The following is a 23,700-nucleotide window of genomic DNA, read 5'->3' on the forward strand; positions in this document are numbered from 1 at the left end:
AGACGGCAAGGCCAGCACTCACTGCCAACGCCCCTCTTTTATAGCATCGCCTCTCTTATCTACATTCGCTCTTACATGAAATTTCAGGTCCCCACCCCACCAACACGCATCGACAAGTTACGTATTTTCACTCACTAAATCTATTTTTTAGGCATCGGCAAAGTGAGCCTATGTCGTTTTTTTGAGATATATTTCAGTTACATATCACAAATAGTACCTACGCAAGATGAAGTCTCGACCAGACACTCGCCAAACGTTTATGCAAACAAACAAAACAAGCAAATTCAGATAGTTATTTGACCGTTACGCTTTAGTCAGCACCGACAATTCAAAGATATTTCAGAGTACTTACGGCATTCATAGATGAATGCGAATAACGCTTTTCCCAATACTGGTAGACTGAAGTCGTATACATGTAATGTTGACATATCACCGATACGTGCAATCCCTCTATACATAAAAACTAATGTTTCGGGGGGAGGCCCGTACATGGCACCAATACTAGAAATCAGTGACCTCAAAGAGCGTGCTCGCAGACGCGTTCCAAAGATGTTCTTCGATTATGCCGACTCTGGTTCTTGGACCGAGAGCACCTATCAGGCAAACGAGAGCGACTTCGCGAAGATCAAGCTGCGTCAGCGCATCGCGGTCGACATGACAGACCGCACACTTGCCACCAAGATGGTCGGGCAGGATGTCTCCATGCCGGTCGCGCTGGCACCAACCGGTCTAACCGGAATGCAGCACGCCAATGGCGAAATTCTCGCCGCACAGGCAGCTGAAGAATTCGGCGTACCTTTCACGCTTTCAACCATGAGCATCTGCTCTATTGAAGCTGTTGCGGCAAAAACCACGAAGCCATTCTGGTTCCAGCTTTACGTTATGAAGGATCGAGACTTCATCAACGCCCTGATCGACCGCGCAAAGAACGCAGGCTGTTCTGCACTGGTTCTCACATTCGACCTGCAAATCCTGGGTCAACGCCACAAAGATTTGCGCAACGGCCTGTCTGCCCCGCCAAAGTTTACACCAAAACACATCTGGCAGATGGCAACACGCCCAATGTGGTGCATGAAAATGCTCACAACGCCAAACCGCACCTTCGGCAACATTGTCGGTCATGCAAAAGGTGTTGGCGACCTCTCCTCCCTGTCCTCATGGACAGCAGAGCAGTTTGACCCGCGCCTGAGCTGGGATGATATTGAGTGGATCAAAAAACGGTGGGGTGGCCCGCTGATCCTCAAAGGCATTCTGGACAAGGAAGACGCCCGTCTCGCTGCTGAATCTGGCTGTGACGCGATCATCGTCTCCAACCACGGCGGGCGTCAGCTCGACGGCGCACCATCCTCCATCGAGATCCTGCCGGAAATCGTGGATGCGGTCGGTGATAAGGTGGAGATCCACATCGATGGTGGCATTCGCTCAGGTCAGGATGTGCTGAAAGCCATCTGTCTCGGCGCAAAAGGCACCTACATCGGCAGACCATTCCTGTACGGTTTGGGCGCAGGCGGCAAGCAGGGTGTGACACAGTCACTGGAGATCATCCAGAAGGAATTGGATACCACCATGGCACTGTGTGGCCGTCGCGATCTCAACACGCTCAATCGCGACAACCTGTATTCCATCAGAGGCGAAAAAGTCTAGAGCGCGTGTCGTTTGATTGTGTTCAATCAAACGACACGAATTCGCTCAAAATAAGGAAGTTAGGGCATGAGGCGTGAATGCAAATGAGCGCAACATGCTCTAACACCAGCAAGACATTCAGTCGGGAGACCCAACGGTCTCCCAGCTGTCATTGCGTTCAGAACGAACAATCGCATCGATGATTTCCATGTTCTGGATCGCGTCAGCAACGCCATAAGGCAGCTCTTCTTCACCTTTGACCACACGAGAGAACAGCTCTCCCTGCAGCGTATACTGATCGCAGGCAGCAACGCGCTCCACTTCAATCGCACCATCCCCCGGCAAACTGCCAGAATCGAGACGCAAGATCGTCTCCTCACCAGCAGGTGCATTGAACGGGATAAGGATTTCCAGACGCTTGGCTGTCCCCACAAGATTGATCCGCTGATACGGTGCAGACTGGGTTGAGACCGTAAACTGAGCCTGACGCCCCTCACCAAAATCCATCATCACAGACGTCAGACGGTCCGTGCCAAAGTTCTTGTCACGATCAACAAGGCTCACAACACGCTCTGGTTCAGCATCAAAGAAGTAACGCGACGCCACAATCGGGTAGCAGCCAATATCCATCAGCCCACCACCGCCAAGCTCTGCTTTATTGCGAATGTTCTGCGGATCCTGATTGCTGTAACCAAAGAACGCCTGAATGCTCTGCAGCTTGCCCAGCTCACCGGATTCAACAATCTCAAGCGCTCGCTGCCATTGCGGGTGCGCGCGCACCATAAAGGCTTCCATAACAAAGCGATTGTCCGGCATTTCCAGTAGAAGACGCGCTTCATCTGCATCAAGCGCAATCGGCTTTTCGCAAAGCACGTGCTTTCCAGCCTTCACAGCCTCAATCGTCATTGGCACATGCATGTGGTTTGGCAGCGGATTGTAGATCACATCAATATCAGGATCGGCCAATAAAGCCTCATAAGAGCCATAGGCTTTCTCAATACCTAATTCAGCAGCAACCTTCTTCGCATTCTCCTCATTACGAGAAGCAATCGCGACAACCTCAACGCCCTTGGCTTTTTGAAGCGCAGGAATAACCTTGTCGCGGCCAATCCGTGCAGTCGAGAGCACACCCCATTTAACCATTATAATTCTCCCAATCTATACTGCAGGAACCGCTATTTAGTGCTCTCACAAACAACCACTTTCTGCCCAACCTCAGTTTTTGAAAAACGGTCGAGTTCAGAAATCGCCGAGATGATGTGATAGAGTGAGCTGGCCGGCGCCGCTTCCTTCACAAAGCTACCATCCGGCAAAAACTTGTCTTTCCAGAGACCTGCTGGCACATCCTCAAAGAACAGCTCCAACGCCTTCAGCGCATCCTGCATGGATTGGCGATACCGAGGCCACTCACTTTCAGGAGTACTCTCCAGCATGGCGATAGAGCCTTTAAGCCACTCGGCCTGAGACCACAGACGCGCCAGTGGATCACGCATGGAGAAGTCATCATTGATGCCCATCACCGCAACACCGCGCTCACGATCCACACCGTAGACCTCCGCAATCTCAAAGAGACGTGCAGCAGCAGCTTTGGCACGCCCATCACCACGCAGCTTGTTCCAGCGGCTCAGCAACCAAGCCCACTCAAAGTGGTGCCCCGGCTCAAGCGCCCTGCCCTCATCACCCGGCATCGGAGACCAGTCCAGCGCAAAGAACTCCCGCAAACCGCCCGTTTTCTCGCAGATGAAGTGTTTGAGGCAAAGCTCTCCGAGCTCATCTGCCAGCGCGGACCAGACAGCTTTCTGCTCAGTGCTCAGATTCTCAGAGCGCTCCCACTCAAGGCACATTTCAAACAGATGCATATGCGGGTTGGCACCCAGTGGTGCACGCACAGGCTCAGCTTCCTGAAAGCCAGCAACAGGGTGCTTGAAGCGGCTCTTCAACACATCAAGCAAAGCCCCGGCTTTCGCACAGGCTTCCTTACGCTGTTCACTGTTCACATCAGCAATGCTGGAAAGAGCCAGTAGCGCAAAGGCCTGATTGTAAAGATCAAACGAAGTATCGAGCAGCTCACCATCTGGTGTAGCAAGCGCACCGATATATCCATCAGCAGTGCCGTACACCCGCTCCACATAGGCTTGCGTGCGCAGAGCAACATCCATCCAGGGGCCATCCCAGCCCAGACGTCCGGCTTCACAATACACAAACACCATACGAGGGTTGACGCGACCACGTCTGTTATCCGCACTGCCTTCACAGTCCAGTGTGATGGTCTCAGCAAAACCACCATTTGCGGCGTCTTCGCCAGCTTTCAACCAAAGCGGCAATGCATCTTCAAACAACCACGCGCGCAACTTATTCAGGTGATCGACAATCACTTCCGGTACTCCACACCATCCGCAGCCCGCTCCCACGACCCCCAGATGGCCTCCATATATGCAAATGAAATCATCGTGCTGAAAGGTTCGACTAAAGGACCAAAAAACACAAATCCGAACCTACGACGAGTAGGCGATAAGACAAAGCCAAACGAGCAAGTTTTTGGGGGATTATGAAGTATCAGAGAGTTAGTGGTGCCGCTGAAAGGACTCGAACCTTCGACCCCATCATTACGAATGACGTGCTCTACCATCTGAGCTACAGCGGCGTTCCAACTGGCACAAGGGGTGTGCCGGAAAGTGGAAGTTTGATACCCAAGCTCCCAATAAGATGCAAGTATGATTTGCATTGGTAGAGAATGCATCCACCAACAATCTACATAGGCAAGAGACGCGAAAAGAGACGCCCGCCTTGCCTATGCATTTTTCTTAGCGGAAGAACCTAAAACTCTGATCTTTTGGCGTTTTCGGATCTTCATCGTCTGGTTCAGGCCCAGGATCATCAGGAAGCTGAGAAAGCGGGAACTCCACCAGCTTCTCATCTTTCTTCTCAGGCTTTTCATAGGATGAGTTCGCGCCTTCCTCCTCAGTCTTGGAAGGTTCCTCTACCTTTTCCTCGGCCTTCTCATTAGCTTTGGTCGGCGCCCAGCTAGAAGATTCCACAGGTACGACAGTGGCACGAGGCTCTTCAGCCTTGGCTTTCTCATCCGGCTTTTTCTCAGCAGATGTCTCTTTCGCCGTTTCTGTCACAACAACAGGCTCTGCGGCGTCAGGCATTGCGGCTGGGGCTGCCACAGGCTCGTCCTTCACTGCAGCGGGCTTTTCTGCCTCCTGCGGTTTAGGCACAACGATATCCGCCTCCACCGGTTCCTTCAGAACCTGTACAGGGGCAGTCAGTTCAGGCGGCTCAAACAACTTGTCATCGATAACCTCGATCAACTGTTCCTGATCCACGGCACCTTCCGGTGCTGCCCACTCATAGGCATCCACACGACCTGTCTTTGGAGAAACAGGCGCCCAGTTGGCGGAAACAACACCGTCTGCAGTCCAGACCTTGTCGCTTGGCGCACGCACAGCGCGGGACAACCACTCACGAATGCGGCCCTGATCACCATGCTCACGCTCTTCAAGATCAGCCATCAGCAAGAACGCACGTTGCGTTGGCTCAGAGCGCAGAACCCGCTTGAGCTGATCACGCGCTTCATCAAATTTCTTGGCTTCAATCGCGGCAACAGCTATCGCAATCGCCCCCTCAGAAGAGTAAGCACGCATGCTCGCCAGTGTTCTGACGCGGCTCAGTCGATCAGTGACGGAATCACCAGGACGAACATGGGCGTAAGCATCGGCAAGGTCTGGGTGCGGGCTCAACTTCCACGTCGCCTCAAGGATCTTACTTGCTTTACGAACATCACCTGTCCGCGTCCGCAAACGGGCTGCAACAATCGCAGCAGGCACCAGCGAGGGCGCAAGGCCATGCGCTTCAACAGCAAGCGTGCGCGCACGATCCGGGTTTTCGTTCTCCAGCTCAAGAGCACGTGCAGTCAGCAGAACAGCTTTCTGGCGACGAAGAGTTTTCTTATCCAGCATGCGAGCAGCATAATTGCGCTCAAGCGTTGCAATGGCTTCTTCCCAGTCACCAGAAACGGCCTGATACCCAAGCACGGCATTGCCGGCCCAACGCAAACCCGGAACCAGATTAAAGGCTTCCTCAGCAAAATGGCGTGCAGCTGCAGGCTCACTTTCCCGTTCCGCTTCAATGTAAAGGCCGTGCAAACCCACAGCCATGGAGCGATCATCTTCCAGCATCGCCTCAAACCGGCGACGGCTTTCTGCATGATCGCCATCCAGCTGAGAGGCCTGCGCCAGAAGCAGGCGAGCAGCAGGCTCGTTGCCATCCAGCAGTTTATCCGCCTTCAGACCAAACTTGCGCGCATGCAGCGTATCGCCAGAGCCAAGGGCCAGCAGCCCCTGAGACAGGGCATCGTAGCCTTTGTCTTTCCGGCGGCTCTGCATGAAATGGGAAACCAGAGTTGGCGACTTCCAGATCAACCGGAAGAAGCCCCAAGCCACAATCGACGCCACGATGGAAGCACCAAACGCAACAACAGCTGTCAGCAAGCTTGCCTGAACAACATACCCCTGCCATTCAAGCGTAACGACGCCCGGACGGTCTGCCATCCAGGCTCCGCCAAGAGCCAGTAAAAATACAAACGCGAAAAAGATGAGAACGCGGACCATGTCCTTCGCTCCTTTCCGATACTACTTGTTTTCAGAAACAAGCGACTTCAAAACTTGAGCGGTGATTGTCTTCACCAATTCATCTGCTGCCAAACGGGCTTTCACCTGCTCGGCCCACGCTGCACCAACCTGTTGCATCGGTTCTGGCAAAGCATCATAAGCCTTAATCGCTCCGGCAAGATCACCCGCAGAAACCCGGGATTCCATCGTGCCAAGCAACTCGCTGGAACTCGTGCCGTCACTGTCTGTCGGCGTCCGAACAGAAACCAGTGACTTCGCGCTGGAGAACAGACGATCAACCACATCATCATTCTCACTCGTCAGCGACACCGCACTCATATCACGCGCGACCTTACCAAATCCGGCAATCAACGCGGCAGAGGACGGAATACCACTCGCAGCACTTGCCTTCAGTGGCGCCAATTCAGCAGCATCACCCGGAAGTACAGCTTCAACGGCAGCCAGTTCCGCCTCATAAGTCTCACCAGAATCCACAGCATTGCGCAAAGAGGCAATCGCGATTGCGCGCGCCGCCCGCTCCTGCGCACTTGCAGTGCCAAGAGCCTTCTCTAACCGGTCAACACGTGCAGTAATCTGCTGTGTTGTCTCGGCATTCGCCTGCGTCAGCGCTTCAATCTTGCCTTCAAGAACTTTTTGCTCAGCCGTCACCTCGCCAATCTGCGCAAGCGCTTCATCTACCTTGGAACCTGTCACAGCCAACTGTGAACCAAGATCCTTCAGCTGTGTCGGCGCCTCTTTCAAAGCCTGAAACTGCTTCTGCAAATCAGTCAGACTGCCTTGCATGCCTTTCAGAACCTGCTCAGCATTTTTTCGGGACGCTGCGGTCAGATCAGCCACCTGCTTTGCCAGCTGATCCTGTGTCTTCTTCATGCTCGCAACAGCAGCACCATCACCAGCAGCCCCATTTGAAATGAGCTCGTTCAGTTCCTTAATTTCCGCACCAAGCGTAGAAACCTGTTCTTGCACCTTTGCAGTTACACCAGCAGTCGCATCACTCAACTTAGTGCTGGTTTCCTTCTGGATCGCGTCCAGCTGATCAGTCAGGTTCTGAATGGTTTCCTTGGCAGCGAAACTACCCGCCGCATGATCTTTCAGTGCCGTAATTTCCTGACTCAGCTGCGAATAGCGGTTCTTGGAGCTTTCCAGCAGGGCCTGTACCTCAGTCGCATTCTGACCAGAGCCAGCGCCAATCATCTGAAGCATGCCAACCTGATGCAGACCAACGCCAGCACCGGCAACAATCAGCGCACCAATAACGCCAGCGGCAAGCATCGCACCAAATCCAGCGCCTTGCTTAGGCGGATGCGGAGGCTTATCAGCAGGCCCACCAGGGCCTTTGCCGGAAGGAGGCGGTGGTGGAGGCGTATCCTTACCGCCCGAACCAGCCTTATCGTCTTTACCCTTCACAGGCTCTTTTGCAGCAGAAGCGGTTGAGGTTTTACTGGCAGCTGCCGTCTTCGCAGCAGTAGACTTCGCAGCGCTGGAGGCAGCAGCGGCCTTCTTTTCGTCAGCTGCCGCTTTTGTCGCGTCCGCAGTGGCCTTCTTCTCATCAGCAGCAGCCTTTGCGCTTGCAGCAGCAGTTGGCTTGGCTGGTGTTGAAGAAGACCGAGCACCCGCAGCAGCTTTGGTCGCTTCAGTATTTTCAGGCTTCGCAGAAGATTGTGATTGTTGTTTACCGGTTGGCGGCACAGAGCCTGCCTTGGTAGAAGTCGCTTTGCTCGCAGCAGGCTTGGCCGCAGGACCAGCGCTCGTGGCAGGCTTATCAGTCTTGGAAACGTCTTTCGCGGGCAGGTCAATCGTGACAGGCTTTCGGGATCCACTGGAGAGCGGAGATTTCCGTGATGATGTTCCACCACCCGAGCCTGCCCCGGTGGACGCACCACCCTTTTTGTCATCAGCAGCCATCAAAACCTCCTAGAATGGCGCGTTTCAAGCAGTTTCCAGCCGCGCCAATTTTCATAGTCACGCAATCTCAACAAGGCCTCCTCAGAGGCCTCTTTCTTAACATAAGCATCCCTTTAGCAAACTGCTATCAGGGAGAATTAGCACCTTGCCAAACAAACTACGACTTCTCCATAGGGCCCAGAGAAGTTCAAATCACTTCCTCTCAACTTATCGAACCAGAGAGAAGTTCAAACAAGCTATCCTCACGCGGCGTTTTCGCAGTAAAAACCTCGCCAAACGCTCCGGCCTGCTCTGCAACCCGCTTTGAAACACATAATGCTTTCATAGAGTTAAGAAACACTATGGTTTTTTCAAGATTTGAAAGGCTGAGAAAAACTTGAATTGTTCGTGGAGAATAAAACAACGCACAATCCAACGCTTTTGCTTCTATCAGTCCTCGGGTTTTCTCAGAAAAGCCAGTCGCAGCAGCCATTTGGTAGACCTCCACCATACGGCAGGCAATGCCCCGCTGCTCCAATTGTCCGGCCAGATCACCACTGCGATCAATCGCAGCAGGATAAAAGACAGGCCCCACCTGCTTGCTGTCCGCAATCAGCCCGCCAAGGGAATCAACATCCCCATCCGCACAGATGATGTTTTGGAAACCGGAAGCTTCTGCTGCTTTGGCTGTCGCCTCGCCCACAGAATAGAGAGGAAGGTGCTGTAGCTGTTCAACAAGACCATTGAAGACAAGGGCTTCAATCGCATTCGCGCTGGTCACAGCAATCGCTTTGGCGTCCCCAGCCACATATCCGCGAACGGTCAGCGGCTGGAAACTCAACATCGGCTCAACAATCACCTCGTGTCCCATAGCAATCAGCTTCTGTGCAGTTTTATCCGCTTGAGGCTGAGGACGGGTCACGAGTATTTTCATTAGAGCTCCAGAAAGTTCGGGCCAGACTTCGCTTTCAGTTCTTTGCCAAGCTCGCGGCCAATCTCTTCAGCATCGCTTAGCGGGCCTTCACCTTCAACGGTGTGCGTCTGGCTGCCATCGGGCTTGATCACCTCACCGCGGAAACGGATGCGATCACCTTCCACATGGGAAAGACCGGCAATCGGCGTCCGGCAGGAGCCGTCCATCTCAGCCAGATAAGCACGCTCCAGCAATAGGCGGCTTTCAGTCTCTGCGTGATGGATCGGCGCAAGAATGCGTGCCGTCTCTTCATCACCAAGACGTGCCTCAATACCGATCGCGCCCTGCCCGACAGCAGGAAGGAAGTGCTCTACATCCATCAAAGACGTCACCAGATCACCTTGTCCCAGACGACGCAGCCCAGCGTAAGCAAGGAAGGTTGCGTCAACCACACCTTCACCGAGCTTGCGCAAACGGGTCTGTAGGTTACCGCGGTACATCACCACATCAAGATCAGGCCGCAGACGCTTAATCTGTGCCTGACGACGCAAACTGGAAGACCCGACCACAGCACCCTGTGGAAGATCTGTCAGTTTTTCTACCTTTGGAGAAATGAAGGCATCGCGCACATCTTCACGTGGAAGGTAAGCGGTCATGCCCAGACCATCCGGCAGCACTGTCGGCATATCCTTGGAAGAATGAACTGCCAGATCAATGGACTTATCCAGCAAAGCTTCCTCAATTTCCTTGGTGAACAAGCCCTTGCCGCCTGCTTCGGAAAGAGGCCTATCTTGAATTTGGTCTCCCGTTGTTTTTATAACAACAATCTCGAAGTCATCATCGGTTAACCCGTGTGCCTTCGCGAGACGAGCGCGTGTTTCATACGCCTGGGCCAGTGCCAGGGCGCTTCCACGTGTACCAATTCTTATAGGTTTTGTTTGCAAGGATCACATTCCCAATGCTAGGGGCTCATGTTAGATGAGCGACATAAAATCATCGGCCCGCGAAATCAACCATGCTTTGCGCATGAGAGAACGACAAAAACCAAGCGGCCAAAGGAGACCAAACGTGCTGACCATCCTCGGCATAGAAACGAGTTGTGACGAAACTGCCGCTGCTGTCCTTGAGATTGATCAAGATGGCAAATGCGTAATTTTGTCCAACGTGGTGCATTCTCAAATCGATGAGCACACACCGTTCGGCGGTGTTGTACCAGAGATTGCGGCGCGCGCCCACATTCAGTTGCTGGATGGTATCGTAGATCAGGCGATGAAAACAGCAAATGTGAAGTACTCTAATCTATCCGCAGTTGCTGCAACCGCTGGCCCCGGCCTCATTGGCGGCGTCATCGTGGGCTTGATGACAGCAAAATCCATCGCCATGGCAATCGATAAGCCATTGATTGCAGTGAATCATTTGGAAGGACATGCCCTCACCGCACGCATGACAGATCAGGTTGAATTCCCATTCCTGCTGCTCCTCGTCTCCGGCGGACACACCCAGTATCTCCTCGTAAAAGCTCTTGGGGAATACGAAAGATTGGGCACAACCATTGATGATGCGATTGGTGAAGCGTTTGACAAAACAGCCAAACTGCTCGGCCTGCCTTATCCCGGCGGTCCGGCTGTAGAAAAAGCTGCAAAACTTGGTGATCCAACCGTCTACAAACTGCCACGCCCACTTTTGGACCGCCCCGGCCTCGACATGTCTTTTGCCGGGTTGAAGACCGCAGTGCGCACCGCAGCCTTAAAAGAAGAGCCTGTCAGCGAGCAAACCGTCAACAACCTGTGCGCCTCCTTCCAGGAAGCCGTCGCGGATGTCCTCGGAAAACGCAGTGCACGAGCCTTCGAGTTATTCAAAGAGCGCTATCCGGATACGCCTGTCAAAATGGTTATCGCGGGCGGTGTTGCAGCAAACGAAGCAATTAGGATTCGTCTAAACGAGGTTGCTGCAGAACATAGTGCAGAATTAATCGCACCGCCGCACAAACTGTGCACAGACAACGCCGCAATGATTGCATGGGCTGGCGCAGAGCGTCTGAGAAAACTCGTTGCCGAAGACCCTTCCATTCTGGAGCAAAACGGCAAGGGTGACGACATGAACGAAGCCCCACGCCCACGCTGGCCGCTAGACAAAATCTCCGAAAGCGTCGTTGGTTTCGGTCGCAAAGGCGCGAAGGTCTAATCAACTTACGAAAGCAATCAGCATGCATACCTCTCAGGATCTCGCAGTAACTGCGGGGTTTTTTGGGATTGGAACACTGAAAACTTATCCCCCTACCCTCAACCACGCTTATTCTCAGTTTTGTGCTCACGTATTCGGGCAGCTGGTGGACCGTCCATCAGTGCGGCGTGAGCTGGGCGGGGCTACCGGGTGAAGTAACGCATCACTTGGCGGGTTCGTTGAAACACCCCTTGAAAGTCTTTAGTGCAGGGACCAAGCGGAAGCTGGTCACCCGATGGGCGTCTACACTGGCAGGCGTTTAGCTTTCACCGACAATCACATTTGCCTCTGGCAAGTGTGTGCGTTGCTGACAGTGCCTGCTCCCAATGCCTTTCGGAGGAGATCTTGTTTCATACAAAAACGCCCGGGCAAGGCGAGCAGCCAATGCCGAAGAAACTAATTTACTCACAATGCGCAGGCACTGCCTGCTCGCCTTGCTCACTCCCGAACTTTAGGGAACCCACGCTTCAACACTGCTGGTAAAGCCATGCGGTGCTAAAGCGCGTGTCATGCCGCTATTTATGTGCAAACTGCTATAACGCCTTGCTTGCAACAAACTCCTGCAAATAACATCTGCCAAATTCAAACAACATTGATTTGATTGATTCATGGTGGAAACGACATTGCAGCCTCGGCACAAAGCTTACGTCTATATGACCTGCGGCACACATCTTCTCGTTTTTGACGAACCGGAAACCGACATCGCAGGCACATTGCAGGTGCCAGGTGGAACACTGGACCCGGGTGAAAGTTATCTGCAAGCTGCCAAACGCGAGTTTGAAGAAGAAACAGGCCTCAGTGTTTCCGGCGCACTTGAGCAATTCACTGGCCATGACTTCCTGTATGACGATGCCCTCACTTCAGGTCCGGAGCTACACCGCCGCAAATTTTTCCATCTCAAAATTCAGGAAAAAGCAAAGCAGACTTGGGATCATTACGAAATGAGCCCAAATGACGGTGGAGATCCTATCCTCTTTCGCTTCTTCTGGGTTGATTTGGCAGACAACGAAACTAAGTCCAAGCTAACAATGCACGGAGGGTTCGATATCCCTCTTGAGCAACTGTGTGAACGACTGAACATCACCCAATAAGGAAAACAACATGACCACTGCTCTAAACAAGATCGCTGTAATTGGCGGAGGATCTTGGGGAACTGCGCTCGCCTTGGCAGCCGCAAGAGCAGGTCGGGAAGTCTCCTTATGGGCCCGCGATGCGGAAACCATCGCCGCAATCAACGCCAACAAACAGAACCCGAAATACCTGCCCGGCATTGAGTGGACAGAGCAAATCACCGCTACCGGCATCCTCAAGCATGCTGTCAGCGGTGCCGATGCCCTCTTGCTTGTAACACCAGCACAGACAACGCGGGCGATGACAGAAGCGATCAAGCCGTTTCTAAAGCCAGCGACACCAATCGTTCTCTGCGCAAAAGGCATCGAGCAATCAACCGGCCAGCTCCTTTCTGAGGTGATCAAGTCCGTCGCGCCAGATGCTATTCCCGCAGCACTGTCTGGCCCAAGCTTCGCGCATGACGTGGCAAAGGGCTTGCCAACAGCCGTCACAATTGCAGCTGAAGACGGCGCAGTAGCAGACCAACTTTCCGCAGCACTCGCCTCAAAAAGTTTCCGCCCTTACGCAACTGATGACCTCATCGGCGTACAAATTGGTGGCGCTCTTAAAAACGTGCTCGCAATCGCATGCGGCGCAGCCGTTGGCTACGGCCTCGGCGCCAGCGCACAGGCAGCACTGACAGCCCGTGGCTTCGCAGAACTGAGCCGCCTCGGCATGGCACTCAATGCCAGAAGCGAAACGCTCACAGGTCTGTCTGGTCTCGGGGACTTGGTCCTCACATGTTCCTCAACTCAATCACGAAATTTTGCCTTCGGCTTAAAGATCGGACAGGGTAGAACTCCGCAGGAATTGGTTGCACCGGGACAAAAGCTTGCAGAAGGCGCTCACTCCGCTAATATCGCGGTCGCCTTGGCAGCCGAACATGGTGTCGATATGCCAATTGCAAACACCGTGTCACAAATCGTAGCTGGGAAAATCGACGTCGCACAGGCTTTGAGCGACTTAATGACGCGCCCCCTCAAACGAGAGACACACCCCTAGTAGAATCCTTTTAAGCTAGGAATTGCCTGGTTGTATATCAGGGATCAAATGGTTAGGTTGAAAACCTGCTACTGGAGTATCCAATATGCTGTACGCTCTCATCTGCACTGATAAGGCGCATTCTGAAGACCTTCGCCAAAAAACACGTCAAGACCATCTCGACTTTCTCAAAGGTCTTGGTGATCGCTTGAAGGCAGCTGGACCTTTCATGTGTGATGACCTCGTATCTCCAACGGGTTCGCTGGTCTTGGTAGAAGCTGCGAACAGGGACGAAGCATTGGCAGTAGCTAATGAAGATCCTTATTCACTGGCAGGTCTCTTTGAATCTGTTGAGATCCGTCCTTGGAACTGGGTAATTAAGAACCCAGAAGCCTAATTTTGTTGTAAGTATTACAACACGTCAATTCTGGAGCACCAGTCTCTCATTGTAGGCAGGTGCTCTTTTTAATGGAGGCAAAGTTGCAATACTGGCTGTTCAAATCCGAACCTAACAAGTGGTCTTGGGATCATCAAAAAGCCAAGGGTGAAGAAGGCGAAGAGTGGGACGGCGTACGCAACTATCAGGCCCGCAACTTCATGCGCGACATGAAAATCGGTGACCGTGGCTTCTTCTACCATTCCAACATCGGCAAAGAAGTTGTCGGCATCGTAGAGGTCTGCGCGCTCGCACACCCAGATTCCACGACAGATGATCCACGCTGGGAATGCGTAGACATCAAAGCCGTCAAAGACCTTCCGCAGACAGTAACGCTGGCGCAAGTGAAGGCCGAAGAACGTCTTTCCGACATGGCCCTCGTAACGTCCATGCGCCTTTCTGTTCAGCCGGTAAAGCCGGAAGAATGGGCCGTTGTTCTGGAAATGGCAGGCATGGACCCATCAGAGGTCTAAGCACCGATGACAATTACGGACCGGCGCACTTTCATCCTGGAACAGACACGTCACCATCCCGTTCCTCATGCGCCGTCCATACTTCTTCACCTGGCAGACGAAAGCGTCGATCTCTGGCGCATGGGAGAAGAGGAGCTGGAAGAGCTTGGTGTCCCTTCCCCGTTCTGGGCATTTGCATGGGCGGGTGGACAAGCACTAGCCCGCTACATTCTCGACAATCCCGAGACTGTTAAAGACAAACACATCCTCGATTTCGCCAGCGGCTCAGGCCTCGTCGCCATCGCTGCAATGAAAGCCGGAGCAGCCTCAGCTATCGCAGCAGACATAGATCTCTTCGCTGCAGATGCCGCACTTATCAACGCAGACCTGAATCAGGTTACAATTCAAGTCAGCACTAAAGATCTTCTGGGAAGCTCTCTTGGTAATTACGACCTGATTTGCTGCGGCGATGTCTTTTACGACCCGGATATGACCACAAGGGTTCTTAGTTGGCTAGACACCAGCCCTAAGGAAAAAACAATTCCGGTTTTAGTCGGAGATCCTCAACGCTCCTACTTCCCAACCTCACGTCTCACGCACCTGCAAACCTATGAAATTCCGGTGCAACGAGAGCTCGAAGACAACGAGACAAAGAAGACATCCGTCTACGCATTTGCCTGAAGCAAGAGTGCCAATCACCGACTAGGCCTGCTCATTTCCTCAAAGAACCGTGCAAGCGACTCCACATTCGCATCCGCTTTATAGGGAGATGTCAAAGCACACTCGACAGTCACAGTGCGCTTATCGATCTGAAGCGAGAAATCACTCGTTAATGGCCACATACTCCAACTGTCACGCAAGGAGTTGTAGCGCAAAGAGGTCCCAAACAGGCCGCCATTCACGAGGAGGTTAATAGAGACATTGCGTCGAAAATCAAAAGGACCAGTTTCAAACTCGGCTTTGGCAGGCAAAAGGCTGGTGTATCGATTGGCTTTGTTGAGAAACATCCATTGCTGTTTCTCCTCTGTGACATTCCGAAAAACGCTCCGATAGATCGCCATACTGCCTCACTGCTGCTGAAGTTGAACAAACTGCAATATGTGACCTGACGTCAGCAATAACTTAGCGTGATTAAGCTGTCCTCGGGTTAGTTAAGGAGGCGCATTGGCAGTTCATTTAATTTTACTCAACTGACCCTTTTGCGATTGATTTGCTCTTGCAATATTTCACTGCACTGGGCCAAAGTGAGGTTCATTTTCTAATCTCAATAAGAATCCGAAGTATTTGAGGGAGCACTCCGATGCCAACCATTAATCGTCTTGCAGAAATGCACGATGAAATCACCGCTTGGCGCCGTGATTTTCATGAACATCCTGAAGTTCTTTATGAGACACACCGCACATCAGCAAAAGTAGCCGAAATCCTGAAAGAGATCGGCGTTGATGAAGTCACCACAGGTGTTGGCCGCACAGGCGTCGTTGGTGTTATCAAAGGCCGCAACGGCGGCGCTGGCAAATCCATCGCCCTTCGTGCTGACATGGATGCTCTTCCAATGGCCGAAGAAACCGGCAAGGAATACGCATCCAAAAACGAAGGCGCCATGCACGCATGTGGTCACGACGGCCACACTGCAATGCTGCTGGGTACAGCAAAATACCTTGCTGAAACCCGCAACTTCGACGGCACAGTTATTCTCGTATTCCAGCCAGCTGAAGAAGGCGGCGCTGGCGCAAAAGCAATGATGGACGACGGCTTGTTTACCCGTTGGAATGTGGACGAGATATACGGCCTGCACAACCAGCCAGGCACTCCAATCGACCACTTCGCGACCCGCTCTGGTCCACTGATGGCATCAACCGATGAGTTCACCATCACCGTGAAAGGCGTCGGCGGCCACGCAGCATACCCACACAACACAATTGACCCCGTGGTGGTGGGCTCACAGATCGTATCAGCACTGCAGTCCATCGCATCCCGTAACGTTGGACCACTGCAGTCTATCGTAATTTCCGTGACCTTCTTCCAAGCTGGCACTGCATACAACATCATTCCAGACACAGCAAAACTGGGTGGCACCATCCGTACGCTGGATCAGGATGTTCGCAAGCAGGCTGCCCAACGCGTGAAGCAAGTTGTTGAAGGCGTTTGCGCAGCAAACGGTGCTGGCGTGGACTTTGACTTTGCAGACGGGTACCCATCCACATCAAATCATCCAGACCAAACCAAATTCGCAACACAGATCGCGGCTGAAATCGCAGGCAGCTCAGGCAAGGTCGACGAAAACATCGACCCGACCATGGGCGGCGAGGACTTTGCGTATTACCTGGAAGAAAAGCCCGGTGCTTTCATCTTCCTTGGAAACGGAGAGTCTGCGGGACTGCACCATCCGAAATATGACTTCAATGACGAAGCTATTCCATATGGCTGTTCCTATTTCATTAAACTGGTTGAAACTGCGATGCCTGCAACCTAAAATGCACATTGCAATTTTCGAAGCCTCGGATTTTTCCGGGGCTTCTCTATATTAAAAATATTCAGGCCATTACCGTGCAAATATCTAAGCAAGCTATTGAAGTCGCTCACAAACGAATTCAGAAATACATTCGCAAAACTCCGTCTATTGTGAGCGGTAACGGCACTTTTGGCCTGAAGTACTCCATTTCTTTGAAACTGGAACACCTGCAGCATTCAGGTTCCTTCAAAGCGCGTGGAGCATTCAACTCATTACTAAACAACTCAATTCCAGAAGCTGGTATAGCAGCAGCCTCAGGTGGCAATCACGGTGCCGCCGTTGCCTGTGCAGCTCATGCGCTCGGCAAGAAAGCTAAGATCTTCGTACCTGAGATCTCCAACCCAGCGAAGATCGATAAGATCCGCAGCTTCGGCGCAGACGTCCATGTCGAAGGCGCCGCCTATGCGGATGCTGCAGCTCTGTGCACTGAATACCAGAAGCAAACCGGCGCAATTGATATTCATCCATTCGACGCCATAGATACAATCAACGGTCAGGGCACCGTAGCATTGGAATGGGCGGAACAAAGCCCAGATCTGGATACCATCCTTGTGGCTGTCGGTGGCGGTGGCCTCGCAGCAGGTGTTGCAAGCTACTATGCAAACAGCCCCACCAAAGTCATTGCCATAGAGCCATTTGGCTCCTGCTCCATGAACGCCGCGCTTAAAGCCGGTGAGCCAGTTGATGTCGAACTGGACAGCATCGCGGCCAACGCACTGGGTGCAAAACGATGCGGCACCTTCCCGTTTGAGGTCGCACGAAACCACATCGCGCAATCCATCCTTGTCGAGGACGACGCTATTCTCGCCGCGCAACGCCGCCTCTGGAGAGAAATGCAGCTCGTCGTCGAACCAGGCGGCGCAACAGCCCTGGCAGCTCTGATCTCCGGTGCATACAAGCCAGAAGAAGGCGAGCGCATCGGCGTCCTATTGTGTGGTGGTAACGCTGAACTCATTCAGGTCAACAACACCCTGTCCGGTCGATAAAAGAAAAGCGGTACATCCATAAGAAGGTACCGCTCTCGAAACTCTCTAAAGAACTTTCCGCAAGAAACTGCGCGTTCTTGGATCATCTGGGCTCGTGAAGATCTTCTCAGGTGGGCCTTGCTCAACAATGCGCCCGCCTTCCATAAACAGAACACGATCCGCAATCTCTTTTGCAAATGCCATCTCATGGGTCACGATCAACATCGTCTGATGAGCCTGCGCAACGCGGGTAAGCAGCTGCAGCACTTCATCAACCCACTCAGGATCAAGCGCAGAAGTCGGTTCATCAACCAGCATCAGCTCTGAGTTACTCGCCATCGCACGGCCAATACCAACACGCTGCTGTTGACCACCAGAAAGAGACGCAGGATAGGCATCAATCTTATCTGCCAGACCAATATCCCGTAGAATCTCATCAGCCCGCTCAAACGCAGTCTCTTTGGCTTCACCACGAACGGTGATCAAGCCTTCAGCAATATTCTCACGCGCTGTCTTGTTGGCAAACAAGGCGTAGTTCTGGAACACAAACGCTGTTCTCAGACGCATCTCTTTAATCTGCGCGGCATTTGCTTTGCGAACGTCGATGCTCTTGCCATCAAGAACATACTCGCCCTGTTCTGGCGTCTCAAGAAAGTTGAGACAACGCAGCAAGGTGGATTTACCGGTCCCGGACGGACCAATAATGGCGATACGTTCACCTTTTTTGATATCCAGGTCGATCCCGTTCAACACAGGGACACCATTATAGATTTTTGTGAGCCCGCGGATCTGGATCATCTGGAAACAGCCTTTGAAAGTCGATTTTCAATCTGGGTCTGAACGAAAGCAAGGCTCTCAACCACAGCCCAATAAATAACGGCAACGACAATAAACGTCTCGAAGTACAGGAAGCTTCCTGCTGCTTCTTTCTGCGCAGCACCCATCAATTCAGTCACACCAAGCGTAAAGGCCAGACTGGTGCTTTTGATCAGATCAATGAAGTAGTTAATCAGCGTTGGCGCAGCAACACGCGCTGCTTGCGGTAGAATAATCCGGCGCATCATCTGACCAGTAGACATACCAATCGACTTTGCTGCTTCCCATTGGCTACGGTCAACACCCAGGATCGCCGCACGAATACTCTCTGCCATATAAGCGGAAAAATGCAGAGTCAGACCGATAATCGCAGCTGAAACCCCATCAATCGCTGTGAGGAACGAAAAGAGCTGCGGCAAACCGTAGTAGAACAAAAACAGCTGCACCAGCAGCGGCGTTCCACGAAAGAAGCTGATAAAGAGCCGCGTGATTGCATCCAAGACAGGAAAGCGCACCACGCGGATAATTGCAAACAGCGATGCAAGTATAAGCGCCAAAATCATGGACACACTTGCCATACCCAAAGTTAGGGGTAAGTACTTTAAAAGGATCGGCAAAAGGCCGAGCATGTAGTCCAGATCTAAGGCGCGCATAATCAGTTCTTGTTATTAGAGCATGCCCTCGAACGACGGGAGTAAATTCCCGAAGGCATGAAAAAGGAAAAGCAGTTCCACCAAAGATTCTTAGATGTGAACTGCTTTACTAATTCTGAACGGACAGCTTAGTCAGCTTTGGTGATGTCCGCTCCAAACCACTTGTCGGAGATCTCAGCCAGCTTGCCTGAAGCCTTCAGTTCGTCGATTGCAACATCTACCTTAGCAGCCAAAGCTTTACCATCTTCATCAGTACGGAACGGCATTGCGTTGCGAATTTCAGAGAATGGAGCACCAGCCAGCGCTAGCGGCAGCGGAGTTTCTTTGATCACCTGTGTTGCACTGATGCGGTCATGAATAAACGCATCAACACGACCAAGAGCAGTATCCTGAGCCAGGTTGCTTTCGTAGGTGCGGATGTCGATTTCATCAGCAAATGGCAAACCGCGCAGAAGCTCTTCAAAATTGGAACCGAGGTTTACAGCAACGCTCTTGCCTTTAAGGTCTTCAACGCCACCGATTTCTTCGTTGCCAGCTTTTACAACAACCTGCGCACCGTCATAAACGTATGGCTGGGAGAAGGTGAACTTGGCTTCACGCTCAGGCGTAATGGTGATCTGGTTCGCAATAGTGTCAATGCGGCCAGCTTCCAGAGCGCCAATCAGGCCGGAGAAGCTCATGGTAACGAATTCAACTTCATCACCAGTCTGCTTAGCAATCGCACGAGCAACGTCAACTTCAAAGCCCTGCAGAACGTCCTGCTTGACAAATGTGAATGGGAAATACCCACCAGACATGCCCACACGGATTGTTTCAGCCTGAGCAGGAACAGCCACGAGAAGGGCAAGTGCAGCAACAGTAGAACGAGAGAACATAATCTATTCCTGATTACTATTATTTTGTTGAGCTCGTTCTATCAGAATGAGGAAAATTTTCTACAATTAGCGGAGCTGTGAGCTTATTTAAATCAAATAAACTACCAACACTAGAATTTATTAGAACCAGTTACCACAAAACCTCACATACATAAAAAATACTTCCCATAAGGCGTTTGGAGACAAAATCTCATTTGAGAACATCTTGTCATTTCTTGCAATTTTCCAGTAATATCACGGAGATGTTACAGGTAAAACGTGCAGTTACCCCTAGTTTTTAGCCAATACGTATAACTAGGGACCTACCCCTTTGAAAAAAATGCTCCCCGCAAAACAGAGAGCATTTCTGGTTCAGATTTGAAGCCTTTTGTCAGCTCACCATGTCGAAGAACTCAGCTTCAAGCTCACACATATGAGTAAAACTCTCTGAAATCTCGCTTTGGCGCTTCACACGTTCTTCTTCGCCAATCGAGTTCACCTCCCGCTTGATCCACTCAATGAACTCACCAAACTCATCGGTCGCCAGAAACTCAACCCACTCAGCAAGGTATAACCGCTCAGGTCGTGGCTTAGCAGCTTCCCGATGGCCCCATTCACGATAGATCCACTCAGAAGCCAGCAATGTTGCCATGCCATCAACGTAGTGACCTTTGCCAGCTGTCGACAACAGCGTTGCGCCAATTGCCCGAGTAATCGTATTGGGCTTTGCTGCCTCATAAACCTCAGGCGCGATGCCCAGTTCTTTAAAGGTGCGTTGAAAATATCCCAGTTCATTGGAAGTCAGCTGTTGTGCAAAGCCAGCCAAACGCGTCTTGGCAGCCATTGTCGGCGCTTTGGCAATCAAGAATCCCAACGCGGATGCCAGATCCTGAATGTAGTGGTAATCCTCCAACAAATAACGGGTGAACACCTCGGCACTCACTGTGTCGTTGCCAACAGCACTGATAAACGGGTGATTGATCGCCTTATTCCAAGCAGGTCCTGCAGATTTCACAAGCCAATCCGTAAAGGTCTCATCCGTATGGGTGATCTTGTAGTTGGCATAACTTGCAGTGTTCAGCATTCTCGTGTGCCTCCCAACACATTGTCCTAAAGCGCATCCTCCTAATAGTGGTTCGGATATTCCCAAAAGGACACGCATGGCAAAAACGCTAAGAGCAGGAAGCGTCAATCTTGAACAACGCAAAGTGCTCTGGCTTACATCTACTTCGAACAATGCCACTCAGAGTTACGCTGCACTAGACGGAAATCACCGTATATGCCCCCTGCAATTTTAGGGGTATCATCTCGCGCCCGTCGTACTGCACCACAATTCACCCTCTACTTTGCTGGGAAAACTAAGCCTTCCACTCATACAAAATATCGGGCGCACCTTCTTCATTCTCTGAACCGCTTGTCCGCTTCACTTCCTTAAACCCATGCGCTTCGTAAAATGCTCTCGCATCCACATTCCTGACAAAGCACATAAGCTTCAGATTTCCGGAAGAGTGAGCTTTTGCTTGGTTTAAGAGCCTTGTACCAACGCCCTTCCGCAGGTGCCGCGGATCCAGATAAAGCTGTTCTACCCAGTCATCTTTGGTGGCCATCATACCTATGATTTGCTCATCTCCCATGACTATTGTCAGTTCATTCTCTTTAAAAACAATATTCTGAAAGAACCAAAGATCTTCTTCTGGTGTGTGCAGTCTAGGTATAAATGAAAGGCATCTGTCTCGCGAATACCGGTACATACGAGCGACCTCAGGCAATTCATCATACTGCGCAGCTCTAATTTCAAGTGTCTGCATATTCCCCCCATAATTTGGCAAAACCTAGCATAACCTTAGCGTAAAGTACCCCTGCAAACACCAGTAGCACCACATGGCATCCCATGCAGTGGTAGAGTTAGGTTTCCCGAAGATCGGGATGAGCAAGGCGGCAGGTGGTGCCTGCGCAGTGTGAGTAAGTTAGTTTCTTCGGCATCAGCTATCGCCTTGCCCGGGCTTTCTTGTAATGAACAACGTCGCCTCTTTTGCCTATAAGGCACGATAGCCGGTTTCCCGGAAAGAAAGTGGCTTACCCAGACACGTTTCCATGCCCGAACAGTTCCTCCGTCTTTGACAAACACATCTGCAAAAGTGAGTTACCTCACCGGTACATCTGCACCCGTCGCCGCGTGATACCCTATAGTCCTGGGCCCTTCCCCTCAAACCATGCGGTCACGTTTGAAGTTCGGTTCACCGGACCACTGAAAGGTGCGTTACGTCTTCCAGAAGCCCCGCCCAGCCTACGACAAACTGACGGTCGCTCCGCCAGCAGCCCGTTACGTAGGCATAGGATTAGAATATGGGAGGAATTCAGGAGGGGGATAAGTTTTTCTACAGCTCCCCCACTGGTGTCTTCCCGGCCCCCGAGCCGGGATCTATAACCCCTTGCTTGAATCTTCCACTGAGGCACTCAATCAATCTCTAACACCGGGAGTATAGGTCCCGGGTCTCCGCTACGCTCCGCCCAGGATGACAGTGGGGGAAACCAATTGGCTAAAGAGTAAGCCCACTTATCTGCGGGCAGATGATGAGCATCAGCCGAAAACTACGCCAACCACCTTCTCTTCACGCAATTCACCCATCGCCGTCCTCCCGGACAAGCAATGCGCAGATCCGGGATCCAGAGCCACACCCACAATCGCTTCTACTCAAACACACTAAGATGCTGGCCTGCGGGCACAACTCGCCCGGCCGCAGACCAGCAGGACACTCATGAAGGGCTGTGCAAGGGTAGTTGAGGCAGCCCTTGGAGTGCCGTTCACAGTGATCTAATCAAGAGACACAGTTTTAGTATTGACCAATGTTGGAGAGGCGACGCTGCGTGTCGCGTGACCGGAAAATTAGGGAAGGAGCTGCCAGACAACGCATCAGTTAAAGTTCCGCAGGTCTTATCAAGTGCCTCTAGGCGGTTACTTAAAGCGTAGTACAAAGTGATTAAAACGTCACGTTCGCAACTGTTCTTCATCCGCTCGCTCAGCACCATATGCTGCATATAAGCGAGGTTCTGGAGATCAGAAACAGCAACGTTCACGTCGTCAATTTCATTCTGAAGAGTATTTGTGGCGCCACAGGCGCATGCAGTGTCGTCCATATTCAAAGCCTTCTTTTCTGGCTGTTGAAGATCCGCGACGACAGACGAGCTTTCGACGGCCCGCTGGCGAGCGGGAGGTTCGAAACCTGGAAAAGACAGGCGAGTTTATTCCCTCCCGAAGGAGGTGTTGTATTCACCGCCCTCCCGCTCATAGCAAAGGGTTTGCGCCTTCAGAAAAAAGACACAAAAAATCCGCTAGTTGACGGGAGCGGTTACCGCTTTTCAGAGGTTTCGAAGCCTCACATATGAATGTGGAATGGAACCGCTCACCTGTCAACGAAAAGTTGCAAAAGCAAGAGAGGTGTTGCCGTCGGGATACGCTGGTGAGACCCCACCATCATTATCCCACACAAGCGCCGCGCGATGCGGACACCATCAGCTGTTTAGGTTTGGTAATACATGCGAGACGGCATCTGACCTCATCACGATCGATAGCCCTGCTGGGCTCTGATCTGAGGCCAAACGACCTCGGCCTCGCTACCATTCAAGCAGAAAATGAACACACA

At 52.0% G+C, this 23,700-nt stretch carries 21 protein-coding genes, 1 tRNA gene and 1 pseudogene; 9 read left to right on the top strand and 14 right to left on the bottom strand.

Going from position 1 to position 23,700, the window contains the following annotated elements:
- Positions 1 to 489 precede the first annotated feature (489 nt).
- Positions 490 to 1,644 carry an alpha-hydroxy acid oxidase gene (locus tag PsAD26_RS27440; RefSeq protein WP_063312936.1) on the top strand — a complete coding sequence of 385 codons (1,155 nt, stop codon included), beginning with the start codon at positions 490 to 492 and terminating at the stop codon, positions 1,642 to 1,644.
- Positions 1,645 to 1,761: 117 nt separating this feature from the next.
- On the opposite strand, the gene PsAD26_RS27445 is transcribed toward PsAD26_RS27440, so the two are convergent.
- The 7 genes from PsAD26_RS27445 to hemC form a co-directional block, all read right to left on the bottom strand.
- The gene (locus PsAD26_RS27445) at positions 1,762 to 2,766 is read right to left on the bottom strand and encodes a Gfo/Idh/MocA family oxidoreductase (RefSeq protein WP_063300944.1); all 1,005 of its coding nucleotides are present in this window, start codon (positions 2,764 to 2,766) and stop codon (positions 1,762 to 1,764) included.
- A gap of 32 nt (positions 2,767 to 2,798) precedes the next feature.
- The gene (locus PsAD26_RS27450) at positions 2,799 to 3,998 is read right to left on the bottom strand and encodes an AGE family epimerase/isomerase (protein ID WP_063312937.1); all 1,200 of its coding nucleotides are present in this window, start codon (positions 3,996 to 3,998) and stop codon (positions 2,799 to 2,801) included.
- Positions 3,999 to 4,191: 193 nt separating this feature from the next.
- A tRNA-Thr gene (locus PsAD26_RS27455) sits at positions 4,192 to 4,267 on the bottom strand.
- A 160-nt stretch (positions 4,268 to 4,427) separates the two neighbouring features.
- On the bottom strand, positions 4,428 to 6,236 hold the full coding sequence (locus PsAD26_RS27460) for a heme biosynthesis HemY N-terminal domain-containing protein (RefSeq protein ID WP_063312938.1): 1,809 nt from the start codon (positions 6,234 to 6,236) through the stop codon (positions 4,428 to 4,430).
- 21 nt (positions 6,237 to 6,257) lie between these two features.
- Positions 6,258 to 8,162 carry a hypothetical protein gene (locus tag PsAD26_RS27465; RefSeq protein WP_063312939.1) on the bottom strand — a complete coding sequence of 635 codons (1,905 nt, stop codon included), beginning with the start codon at positions 8,160 to 8,162 and terminating at the stop codon, positions 6,258 to 6,260.
- A gap of 202 nt (positions 8,163 to 8,364) precedes the next feature.
- Positions 8,365 to 9,075: a uroporphyrinogen-III synthase gene (locus tag PsAD26_RS27470; RefSeq protein ID WP_063312940.1), complete on the bottom strand. Its 711-nt coding sequence runs from the start codon at positions 9,073 to 9,075 to the stop codon at positions 8,365 to 8,367.
- Positions 9,075 to 9,998: a hydroxymethylbilane synthase gene (gene hemC, locus PsAD26_RS27475; protein WP_063291779.1), complete on the bottom strand. Its 924-nt coding sequence runs from the start codon at positions 9,996 to 9,998 to the stop codon at positions 9,075 to 9,077. The genes PsAD26_RS27470 and hemC overlap by 1 nt, the downstream gene beginning before the upstream one ends.
- A 127-nt stretch (positions 9,999 to 10,125) precedes the next feature.
- Between hemC and tsaD the strand changes: the two genes are divergently transcribed.
- The 6 genes from tsaD to PsAD26_RS27505 all read left to right on the top strand — a co-directional run bounded on the left by tsaD (position 10,126) and on the right by PsAD26_RS27505 (position 14,937).
- Complete coding sequence (gene tsaD / locus PsAD26_RS27480) at positions 10,126 to 11,238, top strand: tRNA (adenosine(37)-N6)-threonylcarbamoyltransferase complex transferase subunit TsaD (protein ID WP_063308267.1); 1,113 nt, start codon at positions 10,126 to 10,128, stop codon at positions 11,236 to 11,238.
- Positions 11,239 to 11,885: 647 nt separating this feature from the next.
- On the top strand, positions 11,886 to 12,368 hold the full coding sequence (locus tag PsAD26_RS27485) for an NUDIX domain-containing protein (protein ID WP_244271790.1): 483 nt from the start codon (positions 11,886 to 11,888) through the stop codon (positions 12,366 to 12,368).
- A gap of 10 nt (positions 12,369 to 12,378) precedes the next feature.
- On the top strand, positions 12,379 to 13,389 hold the full coding sequence (locus PsAD26_RS27490) for an NAD(P)H-dependent glycerol-3-phosphate dehydrogenase (RefSeq protein ID WP_063312941.1): 1,011 nt from the start codon (positions 12,379 to 12,381) through the stop codon (positions 13,387 to 13,389).
- An 85-nt stretch (positions 13,390 to 13,474) separates the two neighbouring features.
- Positions 13,475 to 13,765: a YciI family protein gene (locus PsAD26_RS27495; protein WP_057461912.1), complete on the top strand. Its 291-nt coding sequence runs from the start codon at positions 13,475 to 13,477 to the stop codon at positions 13,763 to 13,765.
- Positions 13,766 to 13,848: 83 nt separating this feature from the next.
- A complete protein-coding gene (locus PsAD26_RS27500; RefSeq protein ID WP_057461924.1) occupies positions 13,849 to 14,277 on the top strand; it encodes an EVE domain-containing protein in 429 nt (142 codons plus the stop codon).
- 6 nt (positions 14,278 to 14,283) lie between these two features.
- Positions 14,284 to 14,937: a 50S ribosomal protein L11 methyltransferase gene (locus tag PsAD26_RS27505; RefSeq protein WP_063312942.1), complete on the top strand. Its 654-nt coding sequence runs from the start codon at positions 14,284 to 14,286 to the stop codon at positions 14,935 to 14,937.
- Positions 14,938 to 14,951: 14 nt separating this feature from the next.
- Here PsAD26_RS27505 and PsAD26_RS27510 read toward each other — a convergent pair whose 3' ends face one another.
- Positions 14,952 to 15,317, bottom strand: a complete 366-nt coding sequence (locus tag PsAD26_RS27510) for a hypothetical protein (RefSeq protein WP_063312943.1) — start codon at positions 15,315 to 15,317, stop codon at positions 14,952 to 14,954.
- Between the two features lie 239 nt (positions 15,318 to 15,556).
- Here PsAD26_RS27510 and PsAD26_RS27515 point away from each other — a divergent pair, with 239 nt between their 5' ends.
- Positions 15,557 to 16,729 (top strand): M20 aminoacylase family protein, encoded by a 1,173-nt coding sequence (locus PsAD26_RS27515; protein WP_063312944.1) that lies wholly within the window; start codon positions 15,557 to 15,559, stop codon positions 16,727 to 16,729.
- Positions 16,730 to 16,803: 74 nt separating this feature from the next.
- The gene (locus tag PsAD26_RS27520; protein ID WP_063312945.1) at positions 16,804 to 17,754 is read left to right on the top strand and encodes a threonine/serine dehydratase; all 951 of its coding nucleotides are present in this window, start codon (positions 16,804 to 16,806) and stop codon (positions 17,752 to 17,754) included.
- Between the two features lie 45 nt (positions 17,755 to 17,799).
- Here the strand turns inward: PsAD26_RS27520 and PsAD26_RS27525 are convergent, their stop codons facing one another.
- The 6 genes and pseudogenes from PsAD26_RS27525 to PsAD26_RS30430 form a co-directional block, all read right to left on the bottom strand.
- Positions 17,800 to 18,531, bottom strand: a complete 732-nt coding sequence (locus tag PsAD26_RS27525; protein ID WP_063312946.1) for an amino acid ABC transporter ATP-binding protein — start codon at positions 18,529 to 18,531, stop codon at positions 17,800 to 17,802.
- A complete protein-coding gene (locus PsAD26_RS27530) occupies positions 18,528 to 19,202 on the bottom strand; it encodes an amino acid ABC transporter permease (RefSeq protein WP_057465115.1) in 675 nt (224 codons plus the stop codon). The genes PsAD26_RS27525 and PsAD26_RS27530 overlap by 4 nt, the downstream gene beginning before the upstream one ends.
- A 128-nt stretch (positions 19,203 to 19,330) precedes the next feature.
- On the bottom strand, positions 19,331 to 20,077 hold the full coding sequence (locus tag PsAD26_RS27535) for an amino acid ABC transporter substrate-binding protein (RefSeq protein ID WP_057465114.1): 747 nt from the start codon (positions 20,075 to 20,077) through the stop codon (positions 19,331 to 19,333).
- A gap of 370 nt (positions 20,078 to 20,447) precedes the next feature.
- Positions 20,448 to 21,140, bottom strand: a complete 693-nt coding sequence (locus PsAD26_RS27540; protein ID WP_063312947.1) for a TenA family protein — start codon at positions 21,138 to 21,140, stop codon at positions 20,448 to 20,450.
- A 274-nt stretch (positions 21,141 to 21,414) separates the two neighbouring features.
- Positions 21,415 to 21,864: a GNAT family N-acetyltransferase gene (locus PsAD26_RS27545; protein WP_063312948.1), complete on the bottom strand. Its 450-nt coding sequence runs from the start codon at positions 21,862 to 21,864 to the stop codon at positions 21,415 to 21,417.
- Positions 21,865 to 22,871: 1,007 nt separating this feature from the next.
- Positions 22,872 to 23,194, bottom strand: a pseudogene (locus tag PsAD26_RS30430) (hypothetical protein).
- Positions 23,195 to 23,700: the final 506 nt, after the last annotated feature.

The sequence above is a fragment of the Pseudovibrio sp. Ad26 genome (assembly GCF_001623285.1).
Lineage (GTDB): Bacteria > Pseudomonadota > Alphaproteobacteria > Rhizobiales > Stappiaceae > Pseudovibrio > Pseudovibrio ascidiaceicola.

Coding starts and splice junctions, on each gene's coding strand:
- PsAD26_RS27485 (WP_244271790.1), top strand. CDS start 11,886: ATGGTGGAAACGACATTGCAGCCTCGGCACAAAGCTTACGTCTATATG.
- PsAD26_RS27490 (WP_063312941.1), top strand. CDS start 12,379: ATGACCACTGCTCTAAACAAGATCGCTGTAATTGGCGGAGGATCTTGG.
- PsAD26_RS27440 (WP_063312936.1), top strand. CDS start 490: ATGGCACCAATACTAGAAATCAGTGACCTCAAAGAGCGTGCTCGCAGA.
- PsAD26_RS27460 (WP_063312938.1), bottom strand. CDS start 6,236: ATGGTCCGCGTTCTCATCTTTTTCGCGTTTGTATTTTTACTGGCTCTT.
- PsAD26_RS27505 (WP_063312942.1), top strand. CDS start 14,284: ATGACAATTACGGACCGGCGCACTTTCATCCTGGAACAGACACGTCAC.
- PsAD26_RS27470 (WP_063312940.1), bottom strand. CDS start 9,075: ATGAAAATACTCGTGACCCGTCCTCAGCCTCAAGCGGATAAAACTGCA.
- PsAD26_RS27535 (WP_057465114.1), bottom strand. CDS start 20,077: ATGTTCTCTCGTTCTACTGTTGCTGCACTTGCCCTTCTCGTGGCTGTT.
- PsAD26_RS27515 (WP_063312944.1), top strand. CDS start 15,557: ATGCCAACCATTAATCGTCTTGCAGAAATGCACGATGAAATCACCGCT.
- PsAD26_RS27540 (WP_063312947.1), bottom strand. CDS start 21,140: ATGCTGAACACTGCAAGTTATGCCAACTACAAGATCACCCATACGGAT.
- PsAD26_RS27525 (WP_063312946.1), bottom strand. CDS start 18,531: ATGATCCAGATCCGCGGGCTCACAAAAATCTATAATGGTGTCCCTGTG.
- PsAD26_RS27495 (WP_057461912.1), top strand. CDS start 13,475: ATGCTGTACGCTCTCATCTGCACTGATAAGGCGCATTCTGAAGACCTT.
- PsAD26_RS27530 (WP_057465115.1), bottom strand. CDS start 19,202: ATGCGCGCCTTAGATCTGGACTACATGCTCGGCCTTTTGCCGATCCTT.
- PsAD26_RS27510 (WP_063312943.1), bottom strand. CDS start 15,317: ATGGCGATCTATCGGAGCGTTTTTCGGAATGTCACAGAGGAGAAACAG.
- PsAD26_RS27465 (WP_063312939.1), bottom strand. CDS start 8,162: ATGGCTGCTGATGACAAAAAGGGTGGTGCGTCCACCGGGGCAGGCTCG.
- PsAD26_RS27545 (WP_063312948.1), bottom strand. CDS start 21,864: ATGCAGACACTTGAAATTAGAGCTGCGCAGTATGATGAATTGCCTGAG.
- PsAD26_RS27445 (WP_063300944.1), bottom strand. CDS start 2,766: ATGGTTAAATGGGGTGTGCTCTCGACTGCACGGATTGGCCGCGACAAG.